We start from the raw sequence: 16910 nt of genomic DNA, 5'->3' as shown, positions 1-16910 counted from the left end.
GTGTCATTTCTTGGTTCGCCTGATGCGGCCTGGGTCTCGCGGCCCTCGCCTACCGTGACAACAGTCTCTCGGGACCCATAGACGTTTTCGTGCGCCGCTTCACGGGACTAGCACCTCCAGCGTGTCGCCAGCTCCCCCCACCGAGCCCGGCGAGGAGAGCACCAGGGCGCCGGAGGAGTCGCGCGCCGTGACGCCCACGACCTCGCGGGAGAGGCCGGACAGCGGGGTAGAACGCAGGCCGTAGGCGCGGATCTGCTCCGCGATGCCCGGGATCTCCACCTCGATCACCGAGCGCACCACCTCCGGCGAGTAGTTGCCCAGGCCGAAGCCGGATGCCCCCAGGATGATGACCAGGCGGGCCCCGGCGGCGAGCTCCTGGCGCACCGCCGCCTCCAACTGGCTGCGGTCCTCCGCCACCACGGAGGTCGCCACCTGCCCCAGCCCCGCCTCCTGCAGCAGCTGGGCGCAGCGCAGCCCCGCCTTGTTCTCCTTCACCCCCGCTATGACGCGGTCGGAGCACGTGATGACGGCGGCCGCGATCGAGCCGAGGTCGTATTCGGTACTGGCTGGCATGGCTATCCCCCTGTTTTGGTGCGCGAACGAGCTTCCCTGCCCGCCGGCTTGGTCGATCTGCTCACTTCCAGACACTAGCCCCGCCGCGCCGAAACTTGTCCAAAGTCGGCGAGACTTGTCAATAGCCACCCCGCTAAGGGCAAGTCTCGGCGGCTTTTGACAAGGCTCGCGTCCGGGGCACTCCGGCGCCACCACCGCCCTCGCAGCGCTGCGGCCGCGATGAGCGGGAAGGCCTAGCGGGCAGCGTCGTCCACTCCCAGGCCGGCCTCGCCCTCCAGTTCCGCCAGCGTGGGGGCGGGGCGCCTGACCGGCTTGAAGGCGATCACCACCAGGCCGACCAGCGCCACCGCGAGCGCGGCCGCGAGCCAGCCGCCCACCGGGGTGAGCGGGGCCAGCAGGAGGGCGGAGGCGGCCAGGGAGTAGCGGCCCCTCCACCACGCCAGCACTCCCCCGGCGCAGGCGAGCGTGCCCAGCACGGCCATCGCGGCCAGCATCCAGCGCGCTTCCCCGCCGCCCGACGCGGCCAACACCCACCAGCCGCGCGCCACCAGCACGGCGAACGCGGCCAGCGCGGCCCCCAGCAGCGGGCGGGCCCAGTTCAACGGCGCCCCTCCGCAGCCTCCAGGTGGCCGACGTTCCCGCCGGCCTCCCCCGCGCGCTCACCGCCCGGAGCGTCGGCCAGCGCGGCCTCCAGGCGGTCCAGCTTGCCCTGCAGCTCGCCGGTAAAGCCGGGGCGAACGTCGGCCTTGATGACCAGCGAGGCGCGCGGGGCCACCTCCAGGACGGCGTCGGTGGCCTGCTTGACCACGGCCATCACCTCATCCCACTCCCCCTCCAGGGTGGTGAACATCGCGGTGGTCTCATGCGGCAGGCCGGAGGCGCGCACCACCGCCACGGCGCGGGCCACGGCGGCGCTGACGGAACCGGTGTCATCTACCCCGGCCAGCGGGGCGACGGAGAAGGCGAGCAGCATTGCACTCCTATAGGGCTAAAGGACCGCAGCCAGCCCGTAGACCAGCAGGATCTTGGTGATGATGGAAAGAGCGTAGTGGGTGGCGTAACCGGCATCGATGCGCTCGTCGGAGCACTGGAGATTCTGCGGCCCTGCCGCTGAAACAAGACCAACTCCAAAAATATGGCGCGTCTCACATTGCGGACAAGGGTTGACGCCTCACCCCCTTGTCGACACCCTTCGTAGGACCAACGTCCTAGCCGGTAGCCATTACTGAACGAACTACTATGAACACTCGTCGCTTTATTGCCGCCATGTCATTTGGGCTCGCCGCAGCATTCTTAACAACGGCTCCAGCAAGTGCCCAAATTGATGGCGCAGATGCGAGCACCACAAATTCGCAACAGAGCGCTTATGTCGGCACATCCAGCGCAATGCCCTGCAGGCCCCAAGGAGGTGTTTCCGAACCGCTATCCTCACCGCACCCGACTGGTGTTAGCACCATGGTTTCGCCGCCCGAATACAAGCCTCTCTGCGCAGGTGGCGGTATCTTCATGGCCGGTAACCGACTTCGCATCTCCGCTTTCTCCATTCCCAAAGGCCCCAAAAAATATGCACCCGGTATGCGCTATAGCATCGAACGCGACCACGCTGGACACGGTGAGGGGTATTGGAAACTCTTTGATGGTAAGACCAGAATCGGCACCTACAAAAAGGATGGCTGGCCACGGAACGCGCAGCCATGATCGTCAAGTTCTTTGCAGGGACTGTCGGCGCAGAAGCTGGCGCCATCATCACTCCGACCGGGGAGGGGTTTCCACTAAGTGAATACGCCTGCATCTTGTTGCCCGGCGAAAGCGAGACACTGCGCTGGCCAACCTATGCAGGAGAAGAACACCTCTACGTGGTGATTTCCTCCCACGGGGATACCGTGACCGTTTCTTGCCTTTCTGAGCGAATTTCGGCGGATCAGATTTTGGCTAGTGCCCAGTTCCAGCCTGGCCGGACCACTGACCAGATCGACTGGGTAGCCAGCGAAGAGGGTTTTGCGGGCCATATCGCTAGACAGCTGGTGTTGGGAGTTGCGCAGGTGCGCGGCTTTGCCGACGCCTCTGTTGAGCCGCCCGACGAGGATGGGCTGGACGAGGACGGCGTTAATGGTGGCAAGATTGATGCAGTCCCAGATTATGCTCCTTCTGGTTTCTGGCAGGTCTCGGTGCAGGGCAACGACTGGTTCTTGTTTGAAACAGGCAAATTGCTCGATGGCGATGACCCTCAAGCCCAGGTGCGGGGCTTTGTTGGCATAGTGGTTGAGTCCAAGTCGATACAGGCAACTGGCATCACTGACTTGAGGTTTGCTGCCTCTGGACAGGTAATCTGGTCAGAATCAACTGGCATGCTCTATTGGCCTAAGGGCAGCCACCCGGGTTTGGATGCACCCCTTCGGGTAGACGAATTGCCTGCCGCAGTGAGCTTGTTTGCCAGACAGATTTAGATTAGGCCCGCTTCTGGCGGGTGGAATGCTGGCCCTAATTGACCGATGTTCCACCCGCCAAATACCCATTGCCGCCTGTTTGATTGCGGGCTCCAGACGGTCCAGCTTTCCCTACAGCTCGCCGACGAAGCCGGGCGACGGAGAAGGCGAGCAGCATTGCACTCCTAAAGGGCTAGAGGACCGCAGCCAGCCCGTAGACCAGCAGGATCTTGGTGATGATGGAAAGAGCGTAGTGCGTGGCGTAACCGGCATCGATGCGCTCGTCGGAGCACTGCAAGTTGGCCGCCGCCACCAGGGCCGGCTGCCCGATGAAGCCGGCCAGGCCACCGGCCATGCGCGGGGAGGACAGGCCCAGCAGCTTGCTGGCGAAGACGAACAGTAGGCAGCCCACCGCGCACAGCACCGCGCCAATGGCGATCACCTTCAGGCCCAGCGGAGAGAAGGCCTGGGCCGCAAAGGCCGGGCCGGAGGCCAGCCCCACGCAGGCCAGGAAGAGCAGCAGGCCCAGCTGGCGGATGGTCAGGTTGGCGGCGTAGGGCAGCTGCCAGATCATCGGACCGGTGCGCTCGAAGTGCCCCAGGATCATGCCCACCAGCAGCGGGCCGGCCGCGGCGCCCAACGCCAGGGTGGCCCCGCCGCCCAGCGGGATCGTGATGAGGCCCAGGCCCAGGCCTAGCCCCAAACCGAGACCGGCGGAGACCGGGTCGATCTCTCCCACGCCCTTTTCGGAGTCGCCCAGGAAGGCACGCACCTCCTGCAGCTTGCCGGCAGGCACTACGGCCAGTACCCGGTCGCCGGGCTCTAGCACCAGGTCTTCGCGGGCCAGTAGGTCCAGGTCGCCGCGCCGCACCCGCATGATCGCGCCGTCGAAGCGGCCCGGGATGTCCAGCTGCCCGATCGAGCGGCCGATCACGGCCTTGGAGGAGACCACGAAACGCAGGTGATCTACCTCGTGGCGCTTGTCCGCTAGGTGCTCCTCGGTCTCCTCTCCCAGCACCGCGATCGCCTCCCGCACCCTGGGCTCGGCGCCCACGATCACTGCCCAGTCGCCGTCCTCCAGGTTCTCGCCCTGGCGGTAGACGCGGGTCTTACCACCGCGCGAGAGGTAAGAGATGCGCACGTCGCCGCGCGCCAGGGCCGGCACGTCGGCCGGCGTGAAGTTCCCAGCGATTGCCACCGACGTGGCGAACAGGCCGGAGCCGGCCAAGGAGGGGGTGTCGCGGGGGCCGGGCCACTTGCGGGCCAGGGTGAAGGAAACGAACAGCAAGGAGACCACCACGCCGATCGGGTAGGCCAGTGCGTAACCGACCGCCGGCTCGTTGCCTCCGGTGGCGGTGGTGGCGGCGGACAGCGCCGGGGTGGAGGTGAGCAGACCGGCAAAGGTTCCCAGCGTCATCTCGCGCGAGAGCCCAAAGTATGGTCCCACCAGGTAGATCAGGCCGGCCACGCCCACTAGGCCCACCACGGTGATGGCCATGAAGTTCAGGTAGCGCTTGATTTCCCGGAAGAACGTAGTGCCGGCGGTCAGTCCCACTGTGTAGACAAACAGAGCCAGGCCGATTCCTTGCACCAGCTTGAGTCCCTCACCCAGGCGCGGGTCTAGCGCCCCGATGGCGATGCCCACAAAGAGCGCGCCGGCAGCGCCCAAACGCAGCGGCCCCAGCGGGATTGAGCCCACCAGGGAACCGAGCGCCACCACCAGGAAGATGGTCAGGAGCGGAGACATGAGCAGGACGTCCACGATCGCGTTCATCCTTTCAGCCTACGCGTGCGCCCTGCCGGCGTCAGCCAGACCGCCTCACCGCAGCACGCCGCGCCTCCGCCACACCGCCGCCTCCGCCACGCCGCCGCCTTCGCCAAGCCGGTTGGACGACGCTCTACCCGGCCCGCGCCAGTGGGCACCGCCCTAGGTTCGGGCCGGGTTCGCACCGAACCGGACCTAGCGGGCTGGCCATGGATGCGGGTGGGGGCCTGCGGCGTCGCCGCAGGCCCCCACCCGTCAGGCTGACGTGGACGCTAGTTCAACCTGAGCGCGGCCGCCTCGAGGACCTTCTGGGAGACGGACTTCGCGCCGCCCATCACTCGTAGCTGAGCTACCTTTTCCCGCGCGTCCAGCTCCGCCACCGTGGCCGGTGGAAGCGCCCCGGCCCGCGTGAGCAGCAGTACCCCGTCGTGGTTGGCGGCCAGGGCCGCACCGGAGAGCGCGTCCGGGAAGCTCTCTCCCGAGGCGAGTACCACCAGCTTGGCGTCAGCCACGAAGGAGCGGGCCAGCATGGCAGCCGTTTCGTAGCGGTCCTTGCCTACCACCGTGCGGGTCTTGCCCTGCGCGGCCAGTCCGGCCGTTCGCAGGGCGGCTTCGGCCTGGCCTCCCACGGCCACCACCTCAACCCCAGGCGCCCGCTTGAGCATGACCCGGACCTGGGCCGGCAGGCTGCTGCCGGCGCTGAGGAGCACCACGCCTCCCGTGCGGCCTGCTACCGCGCCCGCAGCTAGCGCGTCCGCGTAGTGCAGTCCGCTGGCCACATAGATCCGTGCCGGCGCGCCGTTCTTTTGCGCCACCTCACCGGCTATCTGCACGGCCGTCTCGTAGCGTGACTGGCCAGCAATTCGCTTCACGGTGAACCCGGCACCCGTCAGCGCTGCCGCCTTGCTGGCGGGCACGGAGTTCTCCGCCCCCACAATCAAGACGGTCTCCACGCCCTTTTGCCGGGCAGCCTCAACGATGGCTGGCTCCAACTGTGGGGCGGTGGTGAGCACCAGGGCGGCGCCGTGAGCGGCCGCCAGCGGACCCGCCGCCACCGCGTCCGCGAAATTGCGCCCATCGACCAAAACCATCGTCTTGGTCACGGCGGTGGACTGGCGCATTGCCTCCACGGACGTCAACACCCGGTCCGAACCGGCGATCCGGGCCACCTTTCCACCAGGCAACTCGGCAATCGGAGCCGCCGTCGGGGCGGGCGTGGCAGACGCGGACGGCACCGGCGTCACCGAGGGAGCAGGCGTCACCGAAGCGCTAGGTGTCACACTCGGCGTCGTCGATGGGGGCGGCGTGGGGGCCGACGTCGGCTCCGGCGTCACCGAGGGAGCAGGCGTCACCGAAGCGCTAGGTGTCACACTCGGCGTCGTCGATGGGGGCGGCGTGGGGGCCGACGTCGGCTCCGGCGTCACCGAGGGAGCAGGCGTCACCGACGGCGTCGGGTCAGGCATCGGCCCGGGAGCTGCGGCCTGATCTGAGAGAACCACCCACCGGTAGATGCGCTGCTGCAACTGGTTCGGGGCGGTCACATACACCTCGAAGACGTTGATCCCTCGGCCCACCTGCACCGTGTAGCTGCCGCTTTCGTCCGGCATTACCTTTTTGCCGTTGACCGTGGCCACCATCGTGGCGCCTTCTGCAACCGGCGTGAGCTTAGCGGTGTAGCTGGTAACAGCCGGGTCGGCCTTGACCACGAAACCATCCTTCGCGGCCAGGTTTGCGCCGTCCGACGGCATGGGGAGGGAGAACTGCGCGCCGGCCAGGTCAGCCAGGCGAGAGAGCTTGCCCTCCGGCAAGGTCGGCACCACGTCGAAACCGGCACCCGGCTCCCCGCTGCCCACTTCCCGCACCAACTCAACCGGCGTGCCGGCCACGTTCAGGTCAGTGAACACAAAGGGGTGGTTATCCGCCGACGAGTTACGCCGGAGTGACGCCATCAGCCCGATGCGAGCAGAGGCTCCCACGGACGAGTTAACAACTGGGGTGCCCAAATTGGAGAACTCGACTCCGTCCAACGAATAGGCGCCCTGAATCCCGTCCTCCTGCCGAGTCAGCTTCAACCACAGTTCCTGCTGGGTGGGGTCAGTGACCTTGCGGGAGTCCTCTTCAGCTCGCCCATTTTGTTCCGTGACCACGGTGATCGACGGGGAGCCGTTGTTGTGCTTGCGCTGGATCGTGACGTAGTTGTCGTCGTTCTCGTAGAGGATCAGACCGGCCTCCTCGTACCAGTCCTGCGTCCTGCCGGTCATCTTCACGACCACGGACTCCCCCACGCCCAGCTGCTTGCCGGGCAGTAGGTGAATGTTGCCCGCCCGGTTGTCGTCCAACCACAGGGAACCCAAACCGGAGGGCACCAACCTGAGACCCTTGCCCTCGATGCGGGCGTGGGCCGGATTCGGGCGGATCACCTCGAACGGGATCAGCTCGTAGGTGGGCTCCGTCTGCCCCACGGTTACCTTGACCGGAGCAGTAGTGGCCTGACCAAAGGGGGTGACCACCACGGCATGAATCTGGGCCTCACCCTCCTGCTTGCCCAGGATCTGCCCCTGCTGGTTTACCGCCGCGATTTGCGGTGCTGAGGAGAAGTAGAAAACCTGGTTTGCAGTCGAGTTCCTGCCGCCCACACTCACGCCCTCGTCGCGAATGTCCACGTTGGCGCCCGTCATGTGGTGCAACTGAACGCCCCGGATGATGCCCTCTCCGTAGGTGTTGCCCTCCAGCACCACGTTATTTGAACCGCGCAGCACGAACGCGGGGCGCGACACCCCTCCCGCCGGAGCGGCAACGCGCGCCGTAGTGAGCGCACCGACGCCCACGCGGCTGGCGGCCAGCTCCAACGTGGGAGCACTGGACTCCTCATAGCGCATCACCCGGTTATTCCGGAACGTCAAACCGTTGATGCTCTTGGCGTCCAGAATCGTGCGGTCGTTGACCAGGAACGTGTTGTCCTCGATCAGGACGTTGGAGTGCGCCGCCAGTTGCGGATTCTGCCCGCCCGAGGTGGGTTCAAAGAAGATCACCGGAGCAGGGTTGTTGTATGTGTCCCTGGCTGGGCGCAGGAACGTGTTGCCACGGATGGTGAAGTCACTAACCATCGCGGACTCGTACCACTGGTTGGCGTCACCCGAGACGTAAATGGATGCCATTTCCATCTGGTCAAAAACGTTGTTCTCGATCAGCACCGGGCGGCGCGTGGTCATGAGAATGCCGCGAGTCGGGATCGACTCAAAGTGAGAGTTACTGATCGTCACCTTCGGGTTGTAGGTGACGTTTTCTGCCACCACGGCATCCACGCGGGCACCGGCTGGCATGTCGCGATCAAACGTCACTTTCATGGTGCGCAGGTCGTGGCTGGAATCGACACCCGTGGGGCCATCCACGCTCACAACCCGGCCGCGCCACGGCTGCCCGTCGCTGTCTAGCAGGTCCCGCATGGTGTTGCGGTCAACCAGAGCAACCTCGTTGCCCTCGTAGAACTGAGGGAAGCCGGCAGTCTCGTGGTGCATGTAGCGGAAGGTGGCCTGCCGGTTGCTGTGCCGGTTTTTCATCTGCACGTATGTGCCGTGAACGTTGATCGGGTCGTCGTGCGCGAAGCCGAATCGGCAGTTATCGATCAGCACCTCTCCCTTGTCCCCGGAGACCTGGATGAGGTCAGCGAAACCGACGGTGGTGCGGTAGGACTGCGGCGGGGGCCGGAAGTCGACGTTGCGCACCGTGACGTTCTCGTTGAACTGGAACAGGATGCCAAAGCCGTGCAGGTGCCCCACGTTGAGGTCTTCTAGCTTGATGTCCTTCGATTCCCACACGAAGGCGCCCGGGGTGTCGCGCCACCAGGTGCGTACGTGGAAGGAGCGGCCCACCCCGCCCGGCGCAGAGCCGGCGCGGTAGGTGAACTCCAGGAGGCCGGGGGCCTTTTCTCGAATTGACTGCACTCCAGTGAACAGGGGCTCGACCGGGAGCATCCAGGAGGCCCGGAAGGCGTGCCCGGTGTCCAGGTCCAGCAACTGCTCGTACATGTCGTTCAGCGAGGTATTGCCGGGGTTGGACGGCAGCCTCAGCGGGTCGTATGACCAGTAGGGCCGATTCGTGTAGGGGGAGTTATCGCTGTGGATCGTTAGGTTGCGCCCCGAAATTGAGTATTGATACCCCTCCGGGATACGCACCTCTCTGGTCAGTCTTCCGTCGTCTAGCGTGCCCGCGCCGGTAAACGTCAGGTCCAACACGCGGGGCGCCACGTGATCGGTGGAAAAGTTTTTGAACGTGACGCGCTGGGAGCGCAAGGCGGCGAAGGTGGTTTGCTGTCCGTGGAGGCGCAGCAGAGAACCCCCACCGTCCACGGTCACGTCCTGCATGTTTTCCAGCAGGATTGCTATGCGCTTGTCCTTGTATTGCGGGCGCTCACCTACCGTGTTGGACGGATAGAGTTCACGCACCTCGGCTTGGTCTGGATAGAGGTCGTAGGTGCCCTTAGGGAAATAGATCGTTACCGGCCCGGTCAGGGTTTTCGCTTGCCTGATTGCGGCCTGCACCCCGGGCTGGGAGTCCCTGGTTCCGGTTGGGTCAGCCCCAAATTTGGTTACATCAACGATGGTTCCGGCAATCGGTTCAGCCGCCGAAACGGTCTGCGGAGCGGTAACGGCGCCCGGCTCCGCGGCGTGTGCGGTCAGTGCTCCTGTCATTGCTAGCGCCGTTGCTGCAAGACAAGCTGACACCCCAAAAAATGCGCGTCGTTGCGTCATGGGTGAAGTTTATGGGCCGCCAAAGCTGCGCGTGCCGGCTTTGAGCGTCGAATTAGTTAGCGGTGGGCTCCCATCTCGCGGCCGTCGATATGCGCGCCCGCCGCCCGCGCCGCAAATGCCGCACTCGGGTTCATCCGACCGCCCGGTGCCGCGCCTTCGACCATGCTCTTGCGTGCTCGGCGAATACCGCCGGCATGCGCCCGCCGTCCTCCCTAGTGGCCCCTGGTGCACGACGTTCCGCCCTCCCCTCCCCTCAGCGCCCGCCCCCTGGAGTGCGCAGGGGCGGCCCGCGTGCCCCGCCGATCCCGGCAGCCCGGTGCGCGCGGTGGCCGGGCGTGCGCGGTGGCCGGGCGATGACTGCCGCGAACCCCGACACGCCCACCGTCCCCCAAGCTCGCAAATGCTGCAACGGGGTACATCCGACCGCCTGGGGGCACGGCACCGGCCGGTCACACGTACCCCGACCGCACGCTTGTACGCTCCGGGGCACCGGCCGACCCCGACCGACCCCGCCCCGGCCCGCCCCGACCCCGTAGCCCCGCTCACTTCGGCGTGGCCGATGCCACTGCGCTCGATTTGGCGGGTCGTGCGGGGCCGTGCTAGATTTATCGAGCTGTTGCGGACCGCAAAGTCCGTGACCACTAGCGCGAGTGGCGAAATGGCAGACGCGCACGGTTCAGGTCCGTGTGCCCGTGAGGGCGTGGGGGTTCAACTCCCCCCTCGCGCACAAATGCCGGCGGTTTCTACCGCCGGTTTTTTGTTTGCGGCATAACTTCCCTGAGGCGTCGTGGCGAGCATCCCCTAGCCTGTCCCGCTACCATCGGATGTAACTATCTACTGCGATAGGAGGCAGCATGGGCGTTTTTGACCGGGTAGAGCACCGTATCGAGCGCTTGTTCAAGGGCGCCTTTGACCTCAACCGTGGTGGCCTGCAGCCCGTGGAGCTCATCTCCGCAGTGCGCAAGACGATGGACGACAACGTGATCACGCTGGATCGCGACCGCGTGGTGGCCCACAACGCCTTCGTTATCCGCCTGGCGGCGGAGGACCGGGCGCAGCTGGCCACGGCTGGCGAGGACGTGCTCACCGACGAGTTCGCGGCCGCCGCCACCGACCACGGCTTTTCCCAGGGCTATTCCTTCATCGGTCCCGTCACGGTCGCATTCGAGACGGACCCGGAGATGGTCTCCGGCCAGTTCCTGGTGATGGGCGCCAACCAGCGCGGCAGCGTCGCCCCCGCCGGGGCGATCCCGGCCAGCCCGGCCCACCCGGTAGTGGAGATCGCCGGGCGGCGCTACCTGCTGACCGGACCACGGGTGACGATCGGGCGCGGCTCGGGCGCGGGCATCGTGGTGGACGACTCCGGGGTCTCCCGGGTCCACTGTGAACTCAGCGTGACCCCGCAGGGCACGATCCTGACCGACCTCGGCTCCACCAACGGCACCTTCGTGGAGGGCCACCGCGTGGACGCCGCCACCCTGGTGGACGGCAACACGGTCACGATCGGGCGCACGAGCTTCCTTTTCTGGACCTCCCCTGGGGACGTCGCGTGAGCGAACTCGCCTTCACCCTGCTGCGCTTCGGTTTCCTGGCGCTGCTGTGGGTGTTCATAGCCTTGATCGTGGGGGTGCTGCGCCGCGACCTGTTTGGCCCCACCGTGCGCTCCCGGGGCGCGGGCAGGCCTGCCCCGACCCCGCCTGCCTCCGTTGGTCAACGCACCCTCTCGCGGCTGGGGCGCGGCGGGGCCGGCCCGGTTGCCGCCCCTTCCCACGACTCCCCCGCCGCCGTGGCGGCCCCGCCGCTGCGGCTGCTGGTCACCCAGGGGCCGCTGGCAGGCACCTCGATCCCGCTGGTGGGCACCTCCGTGGTGGTGGGCCGCTCCCCTTCCTCCACCCTGGTGCTGGATGACGGCTACGCCTCCTCCCGCCACGCCCGCTTCTATCCGGGCGACGGCGGCTGGTTCGTGGAGGACCTGGGCTCCACCAACGGCACCCTGGTGGACAACGAGAAGATCAAGGCCGCCACCCCGGTCGGGGTGGGCAGCTCGGTGCGCATTGGCCAGACCGTGATTGAGCCGCGCCGATGAGCATAGTTTTCAATTACGCGGCCCGTTCAGATGTTGGGCTGGTCAGGCGCAACAACCAGGACTCGGCCTACGCGGGCCCGCACCTGGCGGTGATGGCCGACGGCATGGGCGGCCCCGCCGGCGGCGACATCGCCTCCTCGGTGGCGGTTGCTCACCTCTCCGCCCTGGACTCCGATTCGCACGGCGCGGACGACCTGCTCAGCCTGCTGCGCGGCGCGGTCAACGACGCCCACCAGGAGCTCAAGGAGCGCTCCACGCTGGACCCGGAGCTGGCCGGCCTGGGCACCACCTGCATCGCCCTGCTGCGCAGCGGCAACAAGCTGGCCATGGTGCACGTGGGCGATTCGCGCGCCTACCTGCTGCGCGACGGCCAGTTCACCCAGGTCACCACTGACCACACCTTCGTCAACTTCCTGGTGCAGACCGGTCGGCTCACCGAGGAGGAGGCGGCGCGTCACCCGCAGCGCAGCGTCATTCTGCGCACCCTGGGCGATTCCACGGAGGCCCTGGAGCTGGACGAGTCCGTGCGGGAGGCCAGGGCCGGCGACCGCTGGCTGCTGTGCTCCGACGGCCTGTCCGGCGTGGTCTCTGCGGACACGATCGCCACCGTGGTCAGCGCCGGCACGGACCCTGACACGTGCGCCGACGTCCTGGTGGACCTGGCCCTGCGGGCCGGCGCCCCTGACAACGTCTCGGTGGTCGTGGTGGACGTTTTGGACGACGCTACCTCCGACGTTTCTGGCCTGCCCACCGCCCCCCAGGTTGTTGGCAGCGCCGCGACGAACCGGCTGGCCCGCAGCCGGGGCGGCACCTCTGCCGCCGCGCGGGCCGCCGCCCTGACCAGCCCCGCCGCTGAGGGCGAGGGTGGCGAATCGGAGCGGGCGGAGGAAACGTCGTCCACCGGCGGCAAACGGGGCAGGTGGCGCCGGCGTTTGGCCTTTTCCTTTGCCGGCCTGGTGCTGCTGGGGGCGCTGCTGTTCGGCGCGTCGATGTGGGCGCAGTCGTACTACTACGTGATCGGCACCGGCGCCACGGTGGAGATCTATCGGGGCATCCCGCAGCAGCTGGGCCCCATCCAGTTGTCTGAGAAGTACGAGGACACCGGCGTGAGCGTGGAGAGCCTGGCCCCCGGGGTGCGCGCCCGCCTGCAGACGGCAGTGATCCGCCCCTCGCTGCAGGAGGCGCGCGACTACGTCAGCTCGCTGGAGGTCCAGCGCATGGCCGTGCCCACGCCCACGCCGGACGTCGGCGCCACCCCGGGCCTGTACAGCCCGGCCTCGCCGTCACCGACACCGGCCTCCCCAGCACCGGCCTCCCCGGCACCGAGCGCGCCGGCCACGGCCACCCCGGCCGCGTCCACGGCCCCCGCCGTAGTCTCGCCAAGCCCCACGAGCAGTAGCGAGTAATGGCAACGGTCTCCCACACCCCCGGCAAGCGGCGCTACTTCACCGAAGTGGCGCTCCTTCTGCTTGCCCTGGGCGTGGGGGTGGCCGCCTACCTGCTGGTCGTGGTGGGGAACACCGGCCAGCTCCCGCCCGGCCTGGGCACCCACCTGGCCTCGCTGGCCGGGGCGGGCCTGGTCACCTACGGGGCGGTGAAGTGGCTGGCGCCCTACGCGGACCCGGTGATCCTGCCGGTGGCCTTCGCGCTCAACGGGCTGGGCCTGGCGATGATCTACCGGCTGGACATCAGCTACCTGGCTGCGGAGCACTACGACCAGGTGGTGGGTAACAAGCAGCTCCTGGTCACCGCCGTGGGGCTGATCGCGGCCCTGGCGGTGCTGTTCCTGGTGCGCGACCACCGCAACCTGAAGCGCTACACCTACCTGTCGCTGTTGGCCAGCGTCGTGCTGCTCCTGCTGCCGCTGGTGCCCGGGCTGGGTGTCTCCCAGTACGGGGCGAACATCTGGATCGACCTGAAGGTGGCCACCTTCCAGCCGGCGGAGCTGGCCAAGATCCTGCTGGCGGTCTTCTTTGCCTCCTACCTGGCCGACAACCGGGACAACCTGGCGCTGACCGGCAGGAAGCTGGCGGGGATGCGCCTGCCGCGCCTGCGCTACACCACCCCGCTGCTGGTGGCCTGGCTGGTGGGCGTGGGCATCCTGGTGCTGCAAAACGACTACGGCACCTCCGTGCTGCTCTTTGGCCTGTTCGTGATCATGCTGTACGTGGCCACGGACCGGCCCGCCTGGATCGCCATCGGCTTCCTGGCCGCCGCGGCAGCGGGCTACGGCGCCTACCTGCTCAAGCCGCACATCGCCAACCGCGTGGTGGCGTGGCTGCACCCGCTGGACCCGGAGGTCTACGCCAGCGGCGGCGGCTCCTTCCAGCTGGTGCAGGGCCTGTTCGGCTTCGCCACGGGCGGGCTGACCGGCACCGGGCTGGGCAACGGCCACCCCACGCTGGTGCCGTTTGCGAACTCTGACTTCATCGTGGCCTCCTTCGGGGAGGAGCTGGGCGTGACCGGGGTGTTTGCCATCCTGGCCCTGTACGGGATCCTGGTGGAGCGGGGGCTGCGCATCGCCATCGGCGCGCGCGACGGCTTCGGCAAGCTGCTGGCCACCGGCCTGGCGTTCTCCATCGCCCTGCAGGTGTTCGTGGTGGTGGGCGGCCTGACCCGAGTGCTGCCGCTGACCGGCCTGACCACGCCGTTCCTGGCCGCCGGCGGCTCCTCGCTGCTGTCCTCCTGGATCATCATCGCCCTGCTGCTGCGCATGAGCGACGCCGCCCGCCGCCCGCAGGCCGCCCCCGTGCTGGGGGACGCCGCGCTGCCGGCCGCCCTGATCGGTGAGCTGGACCGCGACCAGGCCCGGGTTGGTATGGCCGACGCTGCCCGCTTGGCGCCCGCACGTTTCGGCGCGGCCGCGACCGGCGGGCACGATGGTGCCGCCCCCTTCAACGGCGACGACTTCAACGGTGAGGCCCTGGGAGGCGCGGCCTGCGGGGGCGAGGAGTCCGGCGGCGCAGTGCTGCAGGGCGGCGCCGCGCCGGTGGAGCCGGACGACAACCCGACCACGGTGGTGCGGCTGTGAACAAGCAGATCCTGACCACCGCGCGCATCGCTGCGCTCCTGTTTGTGCTGCTCTTCGCGGCCGCCTCGTACGTGCAGGTGATCGCCGCCCCGGGCCTGAACGCGGACCCGCGCAACGTGCGCGCCATCTACGAGACCTACGGCCGCGAGCGCGGCCCGATCGTGGTGGGGGAGGAAAAGGTGGCGTCCTCCTCCCCGGTCAACGACGTCTTTAAGTACCTGCGTTCCTACTCCAACGGTCCGCTCTACGCGCCGGTGACCGGCTACTACTCCACGGTCTTTGCCTCGGCCACCGGGCTCGAGCAGGCCGCCGGACCGGTGCTCAGCGGCACCGCCTCCTCCCAGTGGTTCTCCCGCATCGCCCAGCTGTTTGCCGGCTCCCAGCCGCGCGGTGGGGCCCTGGAGCTGACCCTGGACGCGGCGACGCAGCAGGCGGCCTGGGACGCGCTGGGGGACAAGCGCGGCGCGGTGGTGGCCATCGAGCCGGCCACGGGGCGCATCCTGGCGCTGGTGTCCAAGCCGTCGTTCGACCCGAACCAGCTGGCGGTCCACAACCGGGTGGAGGCCGAGGCGGCCTACCACGCGCTGTCTGAGGACCCGGGCAGGCCGTTGATGAACCGCGCCATCGCGGGCGACCTGTACGCCCCGGGCTCCACGTTCAAGATCATCACCGCCTCCGCGCTGCTCACCAGCGGCACCGTCACCCCGGACACCCTGCTGGATGCGCCCGCAGAGCTGGCCCTGCCTGACTCCAGTTCGATCCTGCGCAACTACGGCGGGGCCTCCTGCGGCAGCGGCACGGTGACCCTGCAGGAGGCCTTCGACCTGTCCTGCAACACCCCCTTCTCGCTCTACGCCATGGAGCTGGGCGGGCAGGCGCTGGCAAAGGAGGCCGCCAACTACGGCTTCGGGGACGAGCTGGAGATCCCGCTTGCGGTGACGGCCTCGGTCTACCCGGCCACCGCCAGCAAGTCCGAGGTGGCGATGAGCGCGATCGGCCAGTTCGACGTGCGCGCCACCCCGCTGCAGATGGCCCTGGTGGCCGCCACGATCGCCAACGGCGGCAAGCAGATGAGCCCGTACCTGATCGAGCGGGAGCTGAACGCGGACCTGCAGGTGATCTCCAGCTCCAGCCCGAATGAGCTGCGCCAGTCCACCAGTCCGGAGGTGGCCGCCCAGCTGCGCGCGCTCATGGTCAGCGAGGTGGAGAACGGCACCGGTAACGCCGCGGCCATCCCGGGCGTGAGCGTGGGCGGCAAGACCGGCACGGCCCAGACCGGCAGCGACGTGGGCGGCCCCCACACGTGGTTCGTGGGCTTCGCGCCGGCAGACAACCCCCGCATCGCCATCGCGGTGCTGGTGGAGGGCGGCGAGCAGGCCGCCGGCGAGGACACGGGCGGCAGCGTGGCCGCCCCGATCGCCCGGCAGATCCTGGAGGCCTTCCTTGATTGAGATGAAGCTTTACGGGGGCCGGTACCGGCCGGTGGAGAAGATCGCCACCGGCGGGATGGGAGAGGTCTGGCGCGCCGCCGACGAGCGCATGCCCGGCACCGAGGTGGCGTTGAAGGTGCTGCGCCCGGACCTGGCCGGTCAGCGCACCCTGCTGCTGCGCATGGAGGCCGAGGGCCGCAACGCCGCCGGCCTGCACCACCCCGGCCTGGCGGAGGTGCTCAACTACGGCGTGGACGGCCCGAGCGCGTGGATCGCGATGGAGCTGGTGGAGGGCCGGCCGCTCACCGACTTCCTGCGCGGCGGGCAGCGCCTGGCCCCGGCGCGCGTGGCGCACGTGCTGTCGGCCACCGCAGCGGCCCTGGGGGCGGCGCACCGGGGCGGGATCATCCACCGCGACGTCAAGCCCTCCAACCTGCTCATCACTCCCGCCGGGCAGGTCAAGCTCACCGACTTCGGCATCTCCATCGCTGCCGACCAGACGCCGATGACGCAGGCCGGCCAGGTGATGGGTACGGCCCAGTACCTGGCCCCCGAGCAGGCGATGGGGCGCCCGGCCACGCCGGCCGGCGACCTGTACGCGCTGGGCGTGGTGGCCTACGAGGCCCTGGCCGGGCGGCGCCCGTTCACCGGGAAGAACGAGGTGGACATCGCCTTCGCGCACGTCAACGACGAGGTGCCGCCCCTCCCGGACGACGTTCCGCCCGCCCTGGCCCAGCTGGTCATGTCCCTGCTGGTCAAGGACCCCACGCGCCGGCCCCGCAACGCCGACTCCGTGGCGCGCCAGCTCGAATCCCTGGCCTGGGAGCTGGACCCGGTCAGCGGCGAGC

13 protein-coding genes and 1 tRNA gene are annotated in these 16910 nt (G+C 68.2%); 9 read left to right on the top strand and 5 right to left on the bottom strand.

Going from position 1 to position 16910, the window contains the following annotated elements; genetic code table 11:
• Nucleotides 1-99: 99 nt before the first annotated feature.
• From AC4PWQ_RS03100 to AC4PWQ_RS03090, 3 genes are all read right to left on the bottom strand, one after another.
• Nucleotides 100-573: a MogA/MoaB family molybdenum cofactor biosynthesis protein gene (locus AC4PWQ_RS03100; protein ID WP_492089748.1), complete on the bottom strand. Its 474-nt coding sequence runs from the start codon at nucleotides 571-573 to the stop codon at nucleotides 100-102.
• Between the two features lie 233 nt (nucleotides 574-806).
• A complete protein-coding gene (locus AC4PWQ_RS03095; RefSeq protein WP_371174686.1) occupies nucleotides 807-1175 on the bottom strand; it encodes a hypothetical protein in 369 nt (122 codons plus the stop codon).
• A complete protein-coding gene (locus AC4PWQ_RS03090; protein WP_371177358.1) occupies nucleotides 1172-1546 on the bottom strand; it encodes a thiamine-binding protein in 375 nt (124 codons plus the stop codon). The genes AC4PWQ_RS03095 and AC4PWQ_RS03090 overlap by 4 nt, the downstream gene beginning before the upstream one ends.
• A gap of 266 nt (nucleotides 1547-1812) precedes the next feature.
• Between AC4PWQ_RS03090 and AC4PWQ_RS03085 the strand changes: the two genes are divergently transcribed.
• Nucleotides 1813-2271 carry a hypothetical protein gene (locus AC4PWQ_RS03085; RefSeq protein WP_492089747.1) on the top strand — a complete coding sequence of 153 codons (459 nt, stop codon included), beginning with the start codon at nucleotides 1813-1815 and terminating at the stop codon, nucleotides 2269-2271.
• A complete protein-coding gene (locus AC4PWQ_RS03080) occupies nucleotides 2268-3020 on the top strand; it encodes a hypothetical protein (RefSeq protein WP_371177357.1) in 753 nt (250 codons plus the stop codon). The genes AC4PWQ_RS03085 and AC4PWQ_RS03080 overlap by 4 nt, the downstream gene beginning before the upstream one ends.
• Before the next feature lie 172 nt (nucleotides 3021-3192).
• Here AC4PWQ_RS03080 and AC4PWQ_RS03075 read toward each other — a convergent pair whose 3' ends face one another.
• Together AC4PWQ_RS03075 and AC4PWQ_RS03070 are read right to left on the bottom strand one after the other, a co-directional pair.
• Nucleotides 3193-4773: an aspartate:alanine exchanger family transporter gene (locus tag AC4PWQ_RS03075; RefSeq protein ID WP_371151141.1), complete on the bottom strand. Its 1581-nt coding sequence runs from the start codon at nucleotides 4771-4773 to the stop codon at nucleotides 3193-3195.
• Nucleotides 4774-5036: 263 nt separating this feature from the next.
• A complete protein-coding gene (locus AC4PWQ_RS03070) occupies nucleotides 5037-9455 on the bottom strand; it encodes a cell wall-binding repeat-containing protein (protein WP_492089746.1) in 4419 nt (1472 codons plus the stop codon).
• Nucleotides 9456-10159: 704 nt separating this feature from the next.
• On the opposite strand from AC4PWQ_RS03070, the gene AC4PWQ_RS03065 reads away from it, so the two are divergent.
• The 7 genes from AC4PWQ_RS03065 to AC4PWQ_RS03035 form a co-directional block, all read left to right on the top strand.
• Nucleotides 10160-10242, top strand: a tRNA-Leu gene (locus AC4PWQ_RS03065).
• 127 nt (nucleotides 10243-10369) lie between these two features.
• The gene (locus AC4PWQ_RS03060; protein ID WP_371151143.1) at nucleotides 10370-11068 is read left to right on the top strand and encodes an FHA domain-containing protein; all 699 of its coding nucleotides are present in this window, start codon (nucleotides 10370-10372) and stop codon (nucleotides 11066-11068) included.
• Nucleotides 11065-11601: an FHA domain-containing protein FhaB/FipA gene (locus AC4PWQ_RS03055; protein ID WP_371151144.1), complete on the top strand. Its 537-nt coding sequence runs from the start codon at nucleotides 11065-11067 to the stop codon at nucleotides 11599-11601. The genes AC4PWQ_RS03060 and AC4PWQ_RS03055 overlap by 4 nt, the downstream gene beginning before the upstream one ends.
• Nucleotides 11598-13007: a PP2C family protein-serine/threonine phosphatase gene (locus tag AC4PWQ_RS03050; RefSeq protein WP_492089745.1), complete on the top strand. Its 1410-nt coding sequence runs from the start codon at nucleotides 11598-11600 to the stop codon at nucleotides 13005-13007. The genes AC4PWQ_RS03055 and AC4PWQ_RS03050 overlap by 4 nt, the downstream gene beginning before the upstream one ends.
• On the top strand, nucleotides 13007-14632 hold the full coding sequence (locus AC4PWQ_RS03045) for an FtsW/RodA/SpoVE family cell cycle protein (protein ID WP_492089744.1): 1626 nt from the start codon (nucleotides 13007-13009) through the stop codon (nucleotides 14630-14632). Before AC4PWQ_RS03050 ends, AC4PWQ_RS03045 begins: the two co-directional genes overlap by 1 nt.
• Nucleotides 14629-16083, top strand: coding sequence for a peptidoglycan D,D-transpeptidase FtsI family protein (locus AC4PWQ_RS03040; RefSeq protein ID WP_492089743.1), 1455 nt, complete (start codon nucleotides 14629-14631; stop codon nucleotides 16081-16083). Before AC4PWQ_RS03045 ends, AC4PWQ_RS03040 begins: the two co-directional genes overlap by 4 nt.
• Before the next feature lies 1 nt (nucleotide 16084).
• A partial coding sequence (locus AC4PWQ_RS03035) for a serine/threonine-protein kinase (RefSeq protein WP_492089749.1) occupies nucleotides 16085-16910 on the top strand: 826 nt, incomplete at its 3' end.

The organism is Buchananella sp. 103232, from assembly GCF_058725725.1.
This window is presented reverse-complemented; position numbering and strand designations above follow the sequence as displayed.